Source organism: Anoxybacillus pushchinoensis (genome assembly GCF_900111795.1).
Taxonomy (GTDB): Bacteria; Bacillota; Bacilli; order Bacillales; family Anoxybacillaceae; genus Anoxybacillus; species Anoxybacillus pushchinoensis.
Window position 1 is genome coordinate 15,215 of the sequence record NZ_FOJQ01000001.1, and the last position, 17,155, is coordinate 32,369.

19 protein-coding genes are annotated in these 17,155 nt (G+C 43.7%); all 19 read right to left on the minus strand.

Annotation, left to right across the window (positions count from 1 at the left end):
* Positions 1-50: 50 nt before the first annotated feature.
* Complete coding sequence (gene dapA, locus BM213_RS00065; protein WP_091699944.1) at positions 51-920, minus strand: 4-hydroxy-tetrahydrodipicolinate synthase; 870 nt, start codon at positions 918-920, stop codon at positions 51-53.
* A gap of 12 nt (positions 921-932) precedes the next feature.
* Positions 933-2,174: an aspartate kinase gene (gene dapG, locus BM213_RS00070; RefSeq protein ID WP_091699945.1), complete on the minus strand. Its 1,242-nt coding sequence runs from the start codon at positions 2,172-2,174 to the stop codon at positions 933-935.
* 22 nt (positions 2,175-2,196) lie between these two features.
* A complete protein-coding gene (gene asd, locus BM213_RS00075) occupies positions 2,197-3,246 on the minus strand; it encodes an aspartate-semialdehyde dehydrogenase (protein WP_143091161.1) in 1,050 nt (349 codons plus the stop codon).
* A gap of 101 nt (positions 3,247-3,347) precedes the next feature.
* Complete coding sequence (dpaB, locus tag BM213_RS00080) at positions 3,348-3,935, minus strand: dipicolinate synthase subunit B (RefSeq protein WP_091699947.1); 588 nt, start codon at positions 3,933-3,935, stop codon at positions 3,348-3,350.
* Positions 3,932-4,834 (minus strand): dipicolinic acid synthetase subunit A, encoded by a 903-nt coding sequence (gene dpaA, locus BM213_RS00085; RefSeq protein ID WP_091699948.1) that lies wholly within the window; start codon positions 4,832-4,834, stop codon positions 3,932-3,934. The genes dpaB and dpaA overlap by 4 nt, the downstream gene beginning before the upstream one ends.
* A 116-nt stretch (positions 4,835-4,950) precedes the next feature.
* Positions 4,951-5,187: a YlmC/YmxH family sporulation protein gene (locus BM213_RS00090; protein ID WP_091699949.1), complete on the minus strand. Its 237-nt coding sequence runs from the start codon at positions 5,185-5,187 to the stop codon at positions 4,951-4,953.
* 56 nt (positions 5,188-5,243) lie between these two features.
* Complete coding sequence (locus tag BM213_RS00095) at positions 5,244-6,485, minus strand: M16 family metallopeptidase (protein WP_091699950.1); 1,242 nt, start codon at positions 6,483-6,485, stop codon at positions 5,244-5,246.
* Positions 6,478-7,404 (minus strand): polysaccharide deacetylase family protein, encoded by a 927-nt coding sequence (locus tag BM213_RS00100; RefSeq protein WP_425265901.1) that lies wholly within the window; start codon positions 7,402-7,404, stop codon positions 6,478-6,480. Before BM213_RS00100 ends, BM213_RS00095 begins: the two co-directional genes overlap by 8 nt.
* A gap of 156 nt (positions 7,405-7,560) precedes the next feature.
* Positions 7,561-9,669 carry a polyribonucleotide nucleotidyltransferase gene (gene pnp, locus BM213_RS00105; RefSeq protein WP_091699952.1) on the minus strand — a complete coding sequence of 703 codons (2,109 nt, stop codon included), beginning with the start codon at positions 9,667-9,669 and terminating at the stop codon, positions 7,561-7,563.
* A gap of 109 nt (positions 9,670-9,778) precedes the next feature.
* A complete protein-coding gene (gene rpsO, locus BM213_RS00110; RefSeq protein ID WP_091699953.1) occupies positions 9,779-10,048 on the minus strand; it encodes a 30S ribosomal protein S15 in 270 nt (89 codons plus the stop codon).
* A gap of 82 nt (positions 10,049-10,130) precedes the next feature.
* The gene (gene ribF, locus BM213_RS00115) at positions 10,131-11,099 is read right to left on the minus strand and encodes a bifunctional riboflavin kinase/FAD synthetase (protein ID WP_091699954.1); all 969 of its coding nucleotides are present in this window, start codon (positions 11,097-11,099) and stop codon (positions 10,131-10,133) included.
* 9 nt (positions 11,100-11,108) lie between these two features.
* Positions 11,109-12,005 (minus strand): tRNA pseudouridine(55) synthase TruB, encoded by an 897-nt coding sequence (truB, locus tag BM213_RS00120; protein ID WP_091699955.1) that lies wholly within the window; start codon positions 12,003-12,005, stop codon positions 11,109-11,111.
* A gap of 48 nt (positions 12,006-12,053) precedes the next feature.
* Positions 12,054-12,413: a 30S ribosome-binding factor RbfA gene (rbfA, locus tag BM213_RS00125; RefSeq protein WP_003394813.1), complete on the minus strand. Its 360-nt coding sequence runs from the start codon at positions 12,411-12,413 to the stop codon at positions 12,054-12,056.
* A 14-nt stretch (positions 12,414-12,427) separates the two neighbouring features.
* Positions 12,428-12,706: a DUF503 domain-containing protein gene (locus BM213_RS00130; protein ID WP_003394815.1), complete on the minus strand. Its 279-nt coding sequence runs from the start codon at positions 12,704-12,706 to the stop codon at positions 12,428-12,430.
* Positions 12,703-14,886, minus strand: coding sequence for a translation initiation factor IF-2 (gene infB / locus BM213_RS00135; protein WP_091699956.1), 2,184 nt, complete (start codon positions 14,884-14,886; stop codon positions 12,703-12,705). Before infB ends, BM213_RS00130 begins: the two co-directional genes overlap by 4 nt.
* Positions 14,887-14,904: 18 nt before the next feature.
* On the minus strand, positions 14,905-15,204 hold the full coding sequence (locus BM213_RS00140) for a YlxQ family RNA-binding protein (RefSeq protein WP_003394819.1): 300 nt from the start codon (positions 15,202-15,204) through the stop codon (positions 14,905-14,907).
* Positions 15,197-15,478, minus strand: coding sequence for an RNase P modulator RnpM (gene rnpM, locus BM213_RS00145; RefSeq protein WP_003394822.1), 282 nt, complete (start codon positions 15,476-15,478; stop codon positions 15,197-15,199). Before rnpM ends, BM213_RS00140 begins: the two co-directional genes overlap by 8 nt.
* A 1-nt stretch (position 15,479) precedes the next feature.
* On the minus strand, positions 15,480-16,583 hold the full coding sequence (nusA, locus tag BM213_RS00150; RefSeq protein ID WP_091699957.1) for a transcription termination factor NusA: 1,104 nt from the start codon (positions 16,581-16,583) through the stop codon (positions 15,480-15,482).
* A 26-nt stretch (positions 16,584-16,609) separates the two neighbouring features.
* A complete protein-coding gene (gene rimP / locus BM213_RS00155) occupies positions 16,610-17,080 on the minus strand; it encodes a ribosome maturation factor RimP (RefSeq protein ID WP_091699958.1) in 471 nt (156 codons plus the stop codon).
* Positions 17,081-17,155: the final 75 nt, after the last annotated feature.

Sequence of the window (17,155 nt, forward strand, 5' to 3'; positions counted from 1 at the left end):
CATTATAACTGATTCAACAATAAAAAAGAAAGGGATGAATTCCCTTTCTTTTAACCTTGTAGTACATGCATGAGTTGCAAGCGTTCTTGCTCCGTTAGCGGCACGAGCGGAAGACGAACGGAACCGACATCTAATCCTTTCAATTGTAAAGCCGTTTTTACTGGCACAGGACTTGGGGCAGCAAATAACGCCTTCATCATTGGCAACAGCCGTTGATGCATCGCTGCCGCTTCCCGATTGTCTCCACGCATAAACGCTTCGATCATTTCTTTCATTTCATTTCCGATAATGTGTGAAGCGACGGAAACGACGCCGCTTCCGCCGATCGCTAGCACCGGAAGCGTCAATCCGTCATCTCCGCTATACAACATAAAATCGTCGCGCGTTTTTGCAATAATTTCTGTCATCGCATCTAAATTTCCACTTGCATCTTTGACAGCCACAACGTTCGGGATTTCAGAAAGACGGACAATCGTTTCAACGGAAATATTGACAACCGCCCGCCCCGGAATGTTGTACACCATTACTGGTAACGATGTGCTCTCTGCAATCGCCTTGTAATGTTGATAAATGCCTTCTTGGTTCGGTTTATTATAGTAAGGGGCGACGATCATGACCGCATCGACACCAATATGTTCTGCTTTTTTCGTCAACTCAATGGAAGCGCGCGTATTATTGCTTCCTGTTCCTGCAATAACTGGCACGCGTCCGTCTACAACTTCAACGACGTGGCGAAAAAGCGCCAATTTTTCCTCTGTCGTCAACGTCGGAGATTCCCCTGTCGTTCCAGCAACAACGAGCGAATCGGTGCCGTTTTCAATTAAATAATTAACTAATTGCGTCGTTTTCGCAAAATCGACGTTCCCTTTATTGTCAAATGGTGTGACCATCGCTGTGGCAATTTGACCAAATTGAACCACAATATTTCACTCCTAACTCCATTCATATGATTCAGCCGCAGTCGGCTGTTTAGCAAGCTGAAACGCTTCATGAAGCGCATTGACCGCTTCTTTTAAATGTTCTTCTTTCACAAGTACCCAAATCGTCGTATGGCTATCTGCAGATTGCAAAATTTGAATGCCACGCTCGGATAGCGCTGTGACAATTTTCGCTGTAACGCCTGGAACACCAGCAATACCCGCTCCGACGGTCGATACTTTCGCGCATCCTCGGGTAACCGTTGGTTCGTAACCGAGCTTTTGCAACGTGGCGACAGCCCGATCTGCAACATCGCTTGATACGGTATATACGACTCCATTTGGCGAAATGTTGATGAAGTCTACACTAATTCCTTCATTCGCCATCGCTTTGAACACTTCGGCTTGCAAATCGTAATGTCCCTCTTTGGCCGGCACTTTAATTTGTGTAATGTTTGAAACGTGCGCAATTCCTGTTACTAGTCGCTCTTTCACATCGCTTCCTTTTTTCGCAATCGATGTAACGAGCGTGCCAGGCGCATCGGAATATGTCGAACGAATGCGAAGCGGTACTTTTGCTTGCATCGCAATTTCGACCGCGCGTGGATGAATGACTTTTGCCCCTTGATACGCCATGTTGCAAATTTCTGTATACGTGACGACATCAAGCGGCCGAGCATTTTTTACGATGCGCGGATCTGCCGTCATCACCCCTTCAACATCGGTGAAAATATCAATCCACTCCGCACCGAGCGCTGCACCGAGTGCCGCTGCAGACGTATCGCTTCCTCCGCGCCCAATCGTCGTTACATCTCCGTTTTCAGCAGCTCCTTGAAAGCCTGCAACAACGACAACGTCATGCTCTTTTAGCGCACGCAATAAACGCTCGCAACGCATATCGACGATTTTCGCGTTCGTATGGTCTTTGTTTGTGCGGAAACCTGCTTGCGCGCCTGTGAAGGCTGTCGCTTTTATCCCGTGCTTATTTAACATGTTTGTGAATACAACGCTTGAAATTATTTCACCGCACGCCATCAGTAAATCTTTTTCTCGGTTCGTCACATGCGCATTTGCCCCATCAATGAGGCTAAGCAACGTATCCGTTGCATATGGGTCTCCTTTTCGCCCCATTGCTGAGACGACAACAACAACTTTATACCCATCTTGTAGCGCTTTTTCAATATGTTTGCGCGCTAAATTTCGGCCGTGTTCATCGCGAACAGATGTACCGCCAAATTTTTGAACGATTATTTTCAACGTCAACACCTCGATGCTGATTTTACGCTTTTACAAACCCTAATTTTAAAAGACTTTCTGCAATTTGAACAGAGTTCCATGCCGCTCCTTTTAATAAGTTATCAGAAACGATCCATAAATGGAATGCTGTGTCGCGATCTAAATCTTTGCGAATGCGACCGACGAATACATCGTTTTCCCCTGTGGCATATAAAGGCATCGGGTACAGCTGTTCGCTCGGATCGTCTTGCAGTACAACGCCAGGCGCTTCTTTTAATAATGATTTCAACTCGTCAACTCCTACACCTTCTTTTTCAATTTCAATATATACGGATTCGGAATGACCGGTCATGACCGGAATGCGCACGCACGTTGCTGCCACTTCTAGCTCAGGCATGTGCATAATTTTCTTTGTTTCATTAATCATCTTCATCTCTTCAAACGTAAACCCGTTATCTTGAAACTTATCAATTTGTGGAATGGCATTAAACGCAATTGGATAATGTTTACGGTCTGATTTTACCGGCAAAATTTCTGGTGTCACTTCTTCCCCGTTTAACATTCGTGCCGTTTGCGTTTTTAATTCTTCGACAGCTTGCGCGCCTGCCCCTGATACAGCTTGATATGTCGAGACGATGACGCGCTTTAATCCGAACGCTTGACGAATTGGTTCGAGGGCAACGACCATTTGAATCGTTGAGCAGTTTGGGTTCGCAATAATTCCTTTATGCCAATGTAAATCTGCTTCATTCACTTCAGGAACGACAAGCGGTACGTTTTCATCCATACGAAACGCGCTCGTGTTATCGACAACGATTGCACCGCGTTTCACCGCTTCCGGAGCAAGCTGCTTCGACACCGCCCCTCCTGCGCTAAACAACGCGATATGAACACCTTCAAAGCTTTCTGGTTTCGCTGCTTGTACCTCGATTTCTTCACCTTTAAACATTACTTTTTTCCCTGCTGAACGCTCCGATGAAAGCAACGATAGTTTAGCAATTGGGAAATTTCTTTTCTCTAACGTTTGAATCATTTGTTGTCCGACAGCTCCTGTCGCACCAACGACTGCAACGTGTAATCCTTTTTGTTCCATCACTTCTTCTCCTTCCAACTGATAGACAATTTTAATATCATTTATTTTAGCATATTCATTCATAAAGGAGAGACGTTTTTTATAAATTTTCTTTCAACTGTTTATTTATGAGCGACGATGACCGGCTGAATTTGCCGACCTTCTAGCGCCGCTTCTACCGTATCAAGCAACAACGGCATATGGGCAACCATCGAATTTGGCTTTTTAAACGGATCATCTTGCCCGAACGGAATGAAGTAAATATTTTTCGCTGCCATTAATCGCATTAAGTTAACTCCATTCAAGCCGAGTGCGTCATTTGTCGAAATGCCGACAACGACCGGACGATGATTGCGCATCGTTGCTTTAGCCGCCATTAATACGGGAGAATCTGTCATCGCGTTCGCCAACTTGCTCATCGAGTTCCCTGTTAATGGGGCAATGACCATGCAATCAAGCGGCAATTTCGGCCCTAATGGCTCCGCTTTTACAATTGTATCAATGACTTGATGACCTGTCATCTCTTCCAGCTTCTTTACCCATTCCTCACCTTTGCCAAATCGCGTATTTGTCGTTTGTACCGTATATGAAACGATCGGTATGACATCCGCCCCTTTAGCAATTAATTTTTCAATTTCGGGCATGACCGCATCGTATGTGCAATGCGATCCTGTTAATCCAAAACCGATCCGCTTTCCTCGTACGTTCATTTTTTATTCTCCTTTCGTTTTTTCAAATCTGCAGAAAGAAGTTGTGCCAGCACATTCGCTACAATTTGCCCCGCTGTTTTTGGAGCGACAATGCCAGGAAGTCCTGGAGCCAATAGCGCTTGAATCCCACGCTTTTCAGCATAGCGAAAGTCCGTTCCACCAGGCTTAGACGCCAAATCAATGATGAGCGTATGAGCAGGCATTTTTGCAATAACGCTTGCAGTCACAACCATATGTGGAATCGTATTAATACAAACATCAATATCTTTTACGTGTTGCTCTAAATCGTTTAAGTGAAACGGCTCTAACGCCATTTCTGCAATGCGCGCTAAATGTTCAGAGCGGCGAGCCCCGACTTTTACTCGCGCCCCTAAAGCAGCAAACGTTCGCGCAACCGTCATCCCTACACGCCCTAAACCTAAAACAGCAATACGCGAGCCGTGGATGGTTACATCTGTATGTTGAATGACCATCATGACTGTTCCTTCTGCCGTTGGAATAGAGTTGTAAATCGCGACATCGTCCCGTTCAAATAGTTGGATATGTTTCCGACCAACCGACTTGATCACATCGTCTAAATAGTCGTTTGTAATGCCTGAATAGACGGTGCAATGCGTCGGTGTTTGACGAAGTAACTCTTCTGTAAACATCATTTTTTCGTTTGAAAATACCGTCTGAATTTCGCCGTCCATATTCGTTCCGTGAACAGGTAAAATGATGGCATCTACATCATGGAAATCAACTTCATGAATTTTCATTTTCGTTACCCCAGCAAAGCCATGGTCTAATTGATCGAAGCCAACGAGTGACAATTTCGCGTCAAGTTCCATCAATTTCCGAATGACTTCAAGCTGCCGAGCATCCCCGCCAATGATCGCAACATACATTCCTGTCAGCATGAGTTCATTCACCCTCTTATCCAACTAGTTTTTTGCCCATCGTTACTTTCACATCTTATGATATTACTCATCAAACGGTGAGGGAAAAATGAAAAAAGACACCCATTTTGAGGTGTCTAGTCATCTACATCAATTAAAATCATATCAGAGCCAATTTTTTTGACCCGGCTCCACGGTACACGTATATCTGTCCCTTCTTTCCGAAAGCCAAACCATTTTGTTGTTGGTATAAGAAGCGCTTGAATTTGACCTGTTCGTTCATGAATTTCCAAATCCGTATGCCCTAAAATGCCAAGCCGTTCTGCCCGCTTCATATCGACGATTTCTTTTCCGCTCAATTCACTTAATCGCATATGATCCCCCCTTCTTTATCATTGTAGAGAAAAGGCACAAAAAAATGCCTGCAAGTTCATTCTTGCAGGCTTTTTGGCAACTTTCCTTCCGGGCTGATTAGCGCAACAGAGAAGTCATCTGTAAAAATCGTTCGCGCCATGCGGTCGACGCTTTCCTTCGTCACGCGATCGATGCTTTCAATTATTTCATCGAGCGAACGATGACGGCCGAGCAGAAGTTCATTTTTTCCATTTCGGCTCATACGGCTGTTTGTACTTTCTAGGCTAAGCATTAAGTTCCCTTTCATTTGCTCTTTGCTATTTTCTAGCTCTTTTTCCATAATGCCGTCTTGTTTTAATTGTTCGATTGTTTGCTGAATCGTATCAAACAAAAGATCGAGCTGTTGACTTCCTGTTCCTCCATAAATCGTTACCATTCCACCGTCACGATATGAAGAATGGTATGAGAAAATAGAGTATGCTAATCCACGTTGCTCGCGCACTTCTTGAAACAGTCGGCTGCTCATGCTTCCACCTAAAATATTGTTTAAAATAATTAAGCTATAAATATCTTCATGACCGATTGGCAACCCGTTAAATCCGATACATACGTGAGCTTGTTCTGTTTCTTTTTTGCGCGCCGTTTTATTCGGATAAAACGTCGGTGCTGTATGCACGTCGCTTCCTTTTTGTCTCGCAAACGTACCGAAATACGCTTCTACTTGTTGAATGAACGATTCATCGACATTTCCTGCGATGGAAACGACAACTTGATCTGGAGTATACGTTTCGTACATGTATTGCCGCAACGTATCGCCTGTAAATGTCGCTAACGTTTGCTCCGTTCCTAAAATCGGATAGCCGAGAGGGTGATTACCGTAGCTCGCTTTGCTCAACAAATCGTGAACGAGATCATCCGGTGTATCTTCGTACATCTTAATTTCTTCAAATACTACATTTTTTTCCTTTTGCAACTCATCATCTACAAACGTAGAGTGGAAAAACATATCCGCTAATATATCTAAAGCAAACGATGCATGCGTATCTAATACTTTGGCATAATAGCACGTATATTCTTTTGATGTAAAAGCGTTGACTTGCCCGCCAATACGATCAAACGATTCGGCGATATCGCGCGCTGAACGCGTCTTCGTTCCTTTGAAAAACATATGCTCGAGAAAGTGCGAAATTCCATTGTTTTGTTCATTTTCATTGCGTGACCCGGTGCCGATCCAAATTCCAATAGCTACTGATCGCACCGTTGGAATATGCTCGAGTACAACTCTTACCCCATTTTGACACGTATATGTTTTAATCAATTCCCTTCCTCCTACTTTTTACAATTCTTTCCTCACTTAATAATGTAGACACATCGCCCATTTCGTATTCTTGTTTTTGTAACGATTGAATTAACGGCTCTAACGCTTTCACCGTTGATACAGTCGGGTGCATTAAAATCATCGCCCCATTATGCACTTTCGATGTTACTCGTTCCACTATAACAGATGGAGACGGTTTTTGCCAATCAATTGTATCAACCGTCCACAAAATCGTATACATCCCGAGCTCATGAGCAATATGCACAACATCATCGCGATAGCTCCCGCTTGGCGGTGCAAATAAACGCGGTCTTATCCCTGTCACCGCTTCAATCGCATCGTTTGCTTTGACTATTTGTTCCCGAATCGCTTGTTTACTCATCGTTTTTAAATCCGGATGGTTATATGAATGATTGCCAATTTCATGTCCTGCATCTACAATCATTTTCGCAAGCTGCGGGTTTTCTTTCACCCAGCGCCCTTCTAAAAAAAACGTAGCACGAACGTTATGTTTTTCAAGAGTATGTAGCATGTTTGGAATATGCTCGCTTCCCCAAGCGACATTAATTAAAAATGAAACCATCGGTTTATCCGGATGCCCCCGATAAATAGGGGATGGAGGTAAATCTGACAAATGAATGGTAGGTCGTACTTGTTTATACACGAGCTGTTGCTCAGAAAATATTCCACTTCGTTTCATTTGTTCATACGATGCCTCAACATCTACTTCTAATCCGTTGTAGCCTGGGATCGCCTTCCAAACGCGGTCGACTTTCGCATTTTGCGCAGGAATGCTATATTGTTTTGCCCGCTCTATAATTTGAATATATAATGGATCGCTTTGTTTCGTCGCTGTCATATGCCGTAATTCATAAATATATGTTGTCGTCCATGGATTTTGTACAATGATGGCCGCCATACATACAATCATCGCTAAAAAGAGCGCTCGCCGCACACGCCATCCCCTCCTTTTCTAATAAAGAGGGTATGTGTAAGAAGGACAAGGTAGAACGAACACAAAAAAATTTTATACACAGCAAAGAAGCCAAGGGGATGCGAACCCAAGGCTCCATTTTTATTGCTCTACTTCTCTTTGATCGCGCAATACAGCTTTACGCGACAAGTTTACGCGGCCTTGTTTATCAATTTCCGTCACTTTCACTAAAATTTCATCGCCGATGGAAACGACATCTTCCACTTTCCCTACGCGTTCTTCCGCTAGTTCTGAAATGTGGACAAGACCGTCTTTTCCGCTAAACAGTTCGACAAACGCTCCGAATTTTTCAATTCGTTTGACTTTTCCTAAATATACTTGTCCTACTTCTACTTCACGAACGATATCTTCAATAATCTTTTTCGCCTTTTGATTCATTTCTTCATTCACAGACGAAATGAAAATTGTACCATCTTGTTCAATATCAATTTTTACGCCAGTTTCTTCAATAATTTTATTAATTTGTTTGCCGCTCGGACCGATGACGTCGCGAATTTTATCTGGGTTAATTTGCATCGTTAAAATTTTTGGTGCATATTTTGATAGTTCTTTGCGTGGCTCGCTCATCGTCTGCATCATATGTTTTAAAATTTCAAGGCGACCTTTGCGCGCTTGCTGCAACGCTTCCTCTAAAATCTCGCGCGATAAACCTTTAATTTTAATATCCATCTGCAAGGCGGTAACTCCTTTTTCCGTACCAGCCACTTTAAAGTCCATATCGCCTAAATGGTCTTCCATTCCTTGTATATCTGTCAAAATCGTGTAGTGCTCTCCATTTTTCACAAGACCCATCGCAATTCCGGCAACCGGAGCTTTGATCGGTACACCAGCATCCATCATCGCCAACGTGCTTGCACAAATGCTCGCTTGAGATGTTGAACCGTTTGATTCTAACACTTCAGATACAAGGCGGATCGTGTATGGAAACTCTTTTTCAGATGGAATAACTGGTTCAAGCGCACGCTCGCCAAGCGCTCCATGTCCGATTTCCCGGCGACCAGGTCCGCGCATCGCTCCTGTTTCCCCTACCGAAAATGGCGGGAAGTTGTAGTGATGCATAAATCGTTTTGTCTCTTCAATGCCAAGCCCATCTAAAATTTGCACATCACCGAGTGCGCCAAGCGTACATACGCTAAGTGCTTGTGTTTGACCGCGCGTAAACAAGCCAGATCCGTGCGTGCGTGGTAAAAGCCCGACCGTTGACGAAAGTGGGCGGATTTCATCCACTTTTCGACCGTCTGGGCGCACTTTCTCTTCCGTAATTAAACGGCGCACTTCTTCTTTAATAAGTTTATATACAATTTCTTTTACTTGCTTAATTGTTTCTTCATCCGCTTCTTGTTCCTCATATGCAGCAACAACATCAGCTTTTATTTGTTCCAACGCTGCTTCACGCGCTAATTTTTCAGGCACTTGTACAGCTCGTTTAATTTCGCCTTCCACGCGAGCGCGAACGTCTGCTTCAAGTTGGGCATCGAGCTCATAAAGAACGACTTCCATCTTTTCTTTACCGACTTTCGCTGCAATGTCTTCTTGAAATGCGATTAACCGCTTAATTTCCTCATGACCAAACATGATTGCTTCAAGCATCACTTCCTCAGGTACTTCATTCGCCCCTGCTTCAACCATGTTGATCGCATCTTTCGTCCCTGCTACAACAAGGTGCATATCGCTTCGTTCCATTTGAGCAACCGACGGATTAATGACAAATTCTCCATCGACGCGACCAACTGTTACTCCTGCGATCGGCCCTTCGAATGGAATATCAGAAACCGTTAACGCAAGGGAAGAGCCAAACATAGCTGCCATTTCTGGTGAGCAATCTTGATCGACGCTCATGACCATGCTGACGACTTGCACTTCGTTACGAAACCCTTCAGCAAATAGCGGACGAATCGGGCGGTCGATTAAGCGACTAGCTAAAATTGCTTTTTCGCTAGGACGTCCTTCACGTTTAATGAATCCCCCCGGAATTTTACCGACAGCATATAAGCGTTCTTCATAGTTGACTGTTAAAGGAAAAAAGTCAACACTTTTTGGCTCTTTCGATGCTGTTGCTGTACTTAATACGACCGTATCCCCGTACCGTACTAATACCGCACCGTTTGCTTGTTTCGCTAATTCACCGATTTCAACGGTTAACGGCCGACCTGCCCAGTCGATCGAAAACACATGTTTTTCATGTTCCATATAAACCGAGTACCCCTCTCTATGTACAAATCAAAAGTTACGCTTGTTCTAGTATAATCAAATATCGGTGCAAATACTAATAAAAAGCGGGAATGCTCCCGCTTTTTACTTATCGGCGTAATCCGAGTTTGTTAATCAATTCACGATAACGGTTGACGTCTTTGTTACGTAAGTACGTAAGCAAGTTACGACGACGACCAACCATTTTTAAAAGACCACGACGAGAATGATGGTCTTTACGATGAACGCGTAAATGTTCGTTCAAGTTGTTAATTTGCTCAGTAAGGATAGCAACTTGTACTTCTGGAGAACCTGTGTCAGTTTCGTGAATTTTGAACTGGTTGATGATCTCGTTTTTACGCTCTTGTGTTAATGCCATCCTTGTTCACCTCCTCTTTTTTCAACCCCAATTACCGAGCAAACGCCGGTGACTCGTATTGCCCAGCAATGGTTAACATACACTAAATAGAATACATGTTTTTCCGATAAAATGCAAGGGGATTTTGAAAATATTCGCGTGCCGCTTGGGCATCGCGATGAATTTGTTCCACAAGTTCATGAACAGAAGAAAATGCTCGTTCATCACGCAATCGTTTATGCCATTGAATAGACACATTTGCTCCATAAATGTCTGTTGAAAAATTAAACAAATGTACTTCAATCGCTGGCTCATCCCGTCGTACTTGAAACGTCGGTTTATATCCGACATTGCATACGCCTTCCCACGTTTTTTCATCGATCGTGACCGTTACCGCATATACGCCGACGCGCGGAATGATGTAGTCGTCATCAAGCGCGACATTGGCCGTAGGAAATCCGATCGTCCGCCCACGTTTGTCTCCGTGAACGACTGTACCTGTAACTTTATACCATCTTCCAAGCACATGCGGCAATTGCTCGACATCTCCTTCAGCTAATCGTTGCCGAATGTATGTCGAACTAATTTTTTCTTCACCAAACGTCTGTTTCGGAATGACTGTTTGGGTAAATTGTTCGCGGGAATGAAACGGCAACGTTTCCATCGTTCCTTTTCCGAGACGACCGTACGTAAAATCAAAACCTGCCACAACATGCTTTACGCCAAGTCCGATGATGTATTCATCTACAAACTGTTGTGGTAACAAATGAGCAAATTCAGCAGTAAATTCAACGACGTATAAATAATCCACACCAAGCTTTGCGATTTGTCGTTCTTTTTCTTTTAACGGCGTAATGAAACGAACATGTTGCTGTGAGCGCCCGAGCACGACAGACGGATGCGGATGAAATGTCATGACGGCGCTTTTATATTCGTGACGGTCAGCTATTTGCTTCGCTGTTTCAATCACTTTTTGGTGTCCTAGATGAACACCGTCAAAATAGCCGAGCGCCATAACGAGCGGATGATCGTTTTTTTCATGTAACGGATGAGACAGCCAAATGGTTTTCATCGTTTTCACCTACAATACTTTTAAGGGTTTCATATAACTTTGCTTCGTCGGATGAGGCATATAAATAGCTAACGCTTCTCCGCATGCACTCAACATTAACATACGTTCAGGCATAGAAGATGGAGCCGGAAGAAGCGCACCGTTTTTTACTTTTTTCTCTTCTTCCGTATTCAGTACATATGTCGGCATGTGCGCTAACGCACACTCAATCGGCCATAATAACGCATGAACATTTCCTTCTTCTATATGACGTTCAATTTGTTCAAACGTCACACATTGTTCAAGTGTGAATGCCCCAGATGCCGTGCGAACAAGATGCGACATGTGCGCTGGGTAACCGAGCTTTTCACCCATTTGAACGGCGAGCGTACGCACGTACGTCCCTTTGCTGCATGTGACGCGAAAGCGAAAAGAAATACGCTCTCCCGTAAAAACGGTTCGTTCATCGAGTAGCTGCAGCTCGTGAATGTACACCATCCGTTTCGGGCGCTCTACTTCCATGCCAGCACGGGCATATTCGTATAACTTTTTACCATTCACTTTTACCGCTGAATACATCGGTGGCACTTGTTCAATTTCCCCCGTGAGCTGAGCAAATACACGTTCAATGTCACGGCGGAAGATGGGACGTTCGATTGGCTTGATGCAGACGACATCACCCGATGCATCTTCTGTTGTCGTCGCGATGCCTAACGTTGCTTCCCCTTCATACGTTTTTCGCTCCGCCGTTAATAGCTCAACAATTTTTGTCGCTTTTCCAATGCAAATCGGCAATACGCCCGACACATCAGGATCGAGCGTTCCTGTATGACCAACTTTTTTCGTTTGGAATAACTTACGAATGCGCATGACACAATCATGTGACGTCATGCCAGCAGGTTTATGTAACAATAACACTCCGTCCATCGCTTCACCTCTAAAAATAGCGGAAATGGATAGACGCACGTCTATCCATTATTCTTCTTTATGTTCTTTTTCTTCGGAAATTTGTTTAATTAAACTTTCGATTCGTTGTCCGTAATCGATCGTTTCATCAATTTCAAAGTAAATTTCTGGCGTTTTGCGCAAACGAATACGTTGCCCAATCTCCGAACGGATAAAGCCTGTGGCTTTCGCTAATCCTTTTAACGTATTTTTCTTTTGTTCTTCATCACCAAGGACAGAAATATATACTTTCGCCTGCTGCAAATCGCCTGTCACCCGAACATCTGTGACAGTAACAAAACCGATGCGCGGGTCTTTTAGTTTGCGCCCAATAATATCGCTTAATTCTTTTTTCATTTGTTCGCCTACACGTGTGGCTCGCAAACTCATGATCATCACCTCGATTAAAACCACTCAAATGTCGTAACCGTTCGCTCAATTTCTGGAAATGAATCAATAAATTGTAGCGCCCGATGCAATTCTTGTTCCGTTGCGGTTCGCTCAGCTGTAATGGCTACAATGCCAAGCTTCGTGCGTTGCCATACGTTTTGATAATCTACTTCGGCTACGGATATATTATATTTTTGTTTAAGCCGTGTGACAACACGTTGCAACACGGCTCGCTTTTCTTTTAATGATTGGACGTCGTAAATGATGCATTCGCATTCGACGTATCCGATCATTTCCGCTCAACTTCTTGCATAACATAGGCTTCAATGACGTCGCCCTCTTTAATATCATTAAAGTTTTTAATCGTGACACCGCATTCGTATCCTTGGGCAACTTCTTTCACATCGTCTTTGTAACGTTTTAACGTATCGATTTGTCCTTCATAAACGACGATGCCTTGACGAATGAGGCGAACGCTACTGTCGCGCGTAATTTTTCCATCTGTCACATAACAACCAGCGATTGTACCAACTTTCGATACTTTAAACGTTTGTCGAACTTCTGCTTGACCGATGACTTTTTCTTCGTACTCCGGATCAAGCATTCCTTTCATCGCCGCTTCGATTTCTTCGATCACTTTATAAATGATGCGATGGAGGCGAATGTCTACCTTCTCCGCTTCCGCCACACGTTTTGCATTCGCATCTGGACGAACGTTGAAACCAATCACAATGGCGCTCGATGCGGATGCAAGCATAATGTCGTATTCTGTAACTGCTCCCACGCCAGAGTGAATAATTTTAACGCGCACACCTTCGACTTCAATTTTTTGTAATGCAGCGACGAGCGCTTCAACAGAACCTTGTACATCCGCTTTCACGATAATGTTCAGTTCTTTCATTTCGCCCTGCTTAATTTTTTCAAATAAATCATCTAAGCTGACGCGCGCTTTCGCACTCCGTTGTTGCACAATTTGCTTTTGCGCGCGCGCTTCGCCAATTTGACGAGCTTTTTTCTCATCTTCAAACACCATAAAGCGATCTCCCGCTTGCGGCACTTCATTTAGCCCTGTAATTTCTACCGGTGTAGACGGGCCTGCCTCTTTGACGCGACGACCGAGATCGTTCGTCATCGCCCGTACACGTCCGTACGTATAGCCGACAACGATTGGATCACCGACGCGCAACGTACCTGATTGCACGAGAAGCGTCGCCACTGGACCGCGACCTTTATCTAATTTCGCTTCGATCACTGTTCCTGTCGCACGACGGTTCGGATTTGCTTTTAATTCTTCCATCTCGCTAACCAGCAAAATCATTTCAAGTAAATTGTCAATTCCTTCGCCCGTTAACGCCGATAGTTTACAATAAATTGTATCGCCGCCCCACTCTTCCGGAACGAGTTCATACTCCGTTAACTCTTGCATGACGCGATCTGGATTTGCTGTTGGCTTATCGATTTTATTGACTGCCACAATAATTGGAACGTTTGCCGCTTTCGCATGGTTAATCGCCTCAACAGTTTGTGGCATGACCCCATCATCCGCTGCAACGACGAGAATGACGATGTCCGTCACTTGCGCTCCACGTGCGCGCATTGTTGTAAACGCTTCGTGACCAGGTGTATCTAAAAACGTGATTTTTTTGCCGTTGACTACAACTTGGTACGCACCAATATGTTGCGTAATACCGCCGGCCTCTTGTTCTGTTACTTTCGTGTGGCGAATCGAATCAAGTAACGTTGTTTTCCCGTGGTCAACGTGTCCCATGATCGTTACGACTGGCGGACGTTCAACTAAATCTTCTGGATTGTCGACGATTTCAATCGTTTCGAATTCTGTTTCATCGATCGTTACTTTTTCTTCTACTTCTACACCGTAATCGGAGCAAATTAACTCGATCGCATCCTTGTCTAAGTCTTGGTTAATTGTCGCTGGAATGCCGAGCAGAAATAGCTTTTTAATAATTTCTGACGGCTGTTTCCCTAATTTTTTTGCTAGTTCAGCGACCGTTAATGAACCTTCGAACGTCACTTTTTTCGGAAGCTCTTTTTCTTTTTTCTTTTGTACTTCTGGCTGTGGAGCTGGCTGAGGCTTTTGTTTTTTATTTTTTTTGTTATTGAAAATTTTCTTTTCTTTTTGTTGGATTTGCAAGTCGTGTTTTTTCCCTTCGCGATTTTTTACTACTGGTTTTTTAATTGGCACTTTTTTTTGAATAACTGTATCGTCATCTTCTTCAAATTGTTCTAAAACAGGTTTCTTTGCTGGTTGCTTCTTTTCTTCTTTTGTCATTTGTTGTTTTCGTTCTTGCTCTTGTGTTGGTTTAAACGAACGATCTAACTTTTCGACAACATCGGCTTCAATCATCGTCATATGGTTTGATACGTCGATGTTCATTTCTTTTAGTTTATGGATGACATCTTTACTTGACACATTATGTTTTTTGGCATATTCGTATACACGCATTTTTGACATACATTCACCCCCAAAATGTTAGAGCATCGTTTTTAGCTTTTGTGCGAATCCTTCATCAGTAATCGCTACAACGACTCGTGCTCCTTTTCCAATCGCCCCACCTAATTCATAGCGATTGTCTACATAGCAAAGCGGAACGCGGTAAAACGCACATTTATCGGAAATTTTCTTCGTTGTGTTTTCTGATGCATCTTCCGATAAAATGACAAGCTTCGCGCGCTTACGCTGAATTTCCTTTACGACAAGCTCTTCTCCCGAAACAACTTTGCGCGCCCGATTCGCCAATCCGAGAAAAGAAGCCCATGGTTTATCATGCATTTGTTTCTCCGTTCTCCTTCTCAGCAAGCTGTAATAGCTGTTCGTAAATTGAATCGTCAATCGTTGTCTTTAAATGATGCGCAAGCGTATTTTTCTTTTTCGCAAGCAAGATACATTCTTTGCTTAACGTGATATACGCACCGCGTCCAGCTTTTTTTCCTGTCGGATCAATCGATACATCGCCTTCTTTCGAGCGGACGATGCGGATCAGCTCCTTCTTTGGCTTCATTTCCCCTGTGACAACACATTTGCGCATCGGAATTTTTTTCGGCATGTTACTCCACCTCACTAATCTCCTCTTCGTCAACTTGGAACGATGATGAAGAACGAGGGTAAATACCTAGCTGTTCTGCTTCAGACTGGCTTTTAATATCAATTTTCCAATTTGTTAATTTAGCCGCTAAACGCGCATTTTGTCCACGTTTTCCGATCGCAAGAGATAATTGATAATCTGGCACAATGACCGTCGTTGCTTTTTCTTCTTCGTTGACGATGACATCGAGCACTTTTGACGGACTTAGCGCATTAGCTACAAATTCAACCGGATCTGCCGACCAACGAACAATGTCGATTTTTTCACCTTTTAATTCGCTTACAATCGCTTGTACCCGCTGACCTTTTGGTCCGACACACGCGCCAACCGGATCGACTTCAGGGTTATCAGAATGAACAGAAATTTTTGAACGATCTCCCGCTTCACGTGCAACAGACTTAATTTCTACCGTCCCGTCATAAATTTCCGGCACCTCTAATTCAAACAATCGCTTAAGCAATCCTGGATGCGTGCGCGATACGTAAATTTGTGGTCCTTTTGTCGTCTTTTCTACTTTTGTAATGTATACTTTAATGCGATCATGCGGCTTATATGTTTCATTCGGCATTTGTTCACTTATCGGAAGTAGCGCCTCAATTTTACCGAGGCTGACATAAATAAATTTCGAATCCGTTCGCTGTACAATACCTGTCATAATATCTTCTTCGCGATCAGCGAACTCGGCATAAATGACACCGCGCTCCGCTTCACGAACGCGTTGTGTCACTACTTGTTTCGCTGTTTGAGTAGCAATACGTCCGAAGTTTTTCGGCGTCACCTCAATTTCAACAACGTCGCCTACTTGATAATTTGGATTGATTCGCTTCGCTTCATCGAGCGAAATTTCTAAGCGGGAATCGTACACTTCATCTACTACTTCTTTGCGTGCAAATACGCGAATCGTTCCCGTTTCTTGATTAAAATCCACACGCACGTTTTGCGCTTGATTAAAGTTACGTTTATAAGCGGACACAATCGCCGCCTCAATCGCTTCAATTAACACTTCTTTACTAATGCCTTTATCGCGCTCAAGCGCCGTTAAGGCATCCAACAATTCTGTATTCATGAACCGGTCGTCCCCCTTTATGTGAATTAAGAGAAAATGACAGCCAGCCGTGCGCTAGCTACTTTTTCATATGGAATCGTCACCATTTTTTTCTTTGTTTTTACTTTCACTTCTACTGTCACCGTATGACCATCAAATGCGGCTAGCAACCCTTCGAACTCTTTTTGGCCATCAATCGGTTCGTACGTTTTCATATAAACATGTTTCCCGACGGCACGTTCGAAATCTCTCGTCTTTTTGAGCGGACGTTCAGCCCCCGGTGACGATACTTCTAAAAAGTAATTGTGCGGAATCGGATCGACTTCATCTAGCTTTTCGCTTAATCGTTCGCTGACGACACCGCATTGATCAATATCAATTCCAGTCGGTGAATCAATAAAGACGCGTAAAAACCAGTTCTTTCCCTCTTTCACATATTCAATGTCGACAAGCTCTAATCCGATCTCTGTCAAAATCGGGGTGACGAGCTCTTCAACAATGTGCGTCACTTTTTTCATCTTGGTCCTCCTAACTGCAAGAAAATCCCTTGCAACGGCAAGGAATCTCGAATCAATACGAAAGAGTGGGTTTCC

Bases quoted from the DNA above. Each gene is read 5' to 3' on its own strand.
- asd (WP_143091161.1), bottom strand. From the start codon at position 3,246: ATGGAACAAAAAGGATTACACGTTGCAGTCGTTGGTGCGACAGGAGCT.
- dpaB (WP_091699947.1), bottom strand. From the start codon at position 3,935: ATGAACGTACGAGGAAAGCGGATCGGTTTTGGATTAACAGGATCGCAT.
- dpaA (WP_091699948.1), bottom strand. From the start codon at position 4,834: ATGCTGACAGGAATGTATGTTGCGATCATTGGCGGGGATGCTCGGCAG.
- BM213_RS00090 (WP_091699949.1), bottom strand. From the start codon at position 5,187: ATGCGATTAAGTGAATTGAGCGGAAAAGAAATCGTCGATATGAAGCGG.
- BM213_RS00100 (WP_425265901.1), bottom strand. From the start codon at position 7,404: ATGGCGGCCATCATTGTACAAAATCCATGGACGACAACATATATTTAT.
- pnp (WP_091699952.1), bottom strand. From the start codon at position 9,669: ATGGAACATGAAAAACATGTGTTTTCGATCGACTGGGCAGGTCGGCCG.
- rpsO (WP_091699953.1), bottom strand. From the start codon at position 10,048: ATGGCATTAACACAAGAGCGTAAAAACGAGATCATCAACCAGTTCAAA.
- ribF (WP_091699954.1), bottom strand. From the start codon at position 11,099: ATGAAAACCATTTGGCTGTCTCATCCGTTACATGAAAAAAACGATCAT.
- truB (WP_091699955.1), bottom strand. From the start codon at position 12,005: ATGGACGGAGTGTTATTGTTACATAAACCTGCTGGCATGACGTCACAT.
- rbfA (WP_003394813.1), bottom strand. From the start codon at position 12,413: ATGAGTTTGCGAGCCACACGTGTAGGCGAACAAATGAAAAAAGAATTA.
- BM213_RS00130 (WP_003394815.1), bottom strand. From the start codon at position 12,706: ATGATCGGATACGTCGAATGCGAATGCATCATTTACGACGTCCAATCA.
- infB (WP_091699956.1), bottom strand. From the start codon at position 14,886: ATGTCAAAAATGCGTGTATACGAATATGCCAAAAAACATAATGTGTCA.
- BM213_RS00140 (WP_003394819.1), bottom strand. From the start codon at position 15,204: ATGCATGATAAACCATGGGCTTCTTTTCTCGGATTGGCGAATCGGGCG.
- rnpM (WP_003394822.1), bottom strand. From the start codon at position 15,478: ATGCCGAAAAAAATTCCGATGCGCAAATGTGTTGTCACAGGGGAAATG.
- nusA (WP_091699957.1), bottom strand. From the start codon at position 16,583: ATGAATACAGAATTGTTGGATGCCTTAACGGCGCTTGAGCGCGATAAA.
- rimP (WP_091699958.1), bottom strand. From the start codon at position 17,080: ATGAAAAAAGTGACGCACATTGTTGAAGAGCTCGTCACCCCGATTTTG.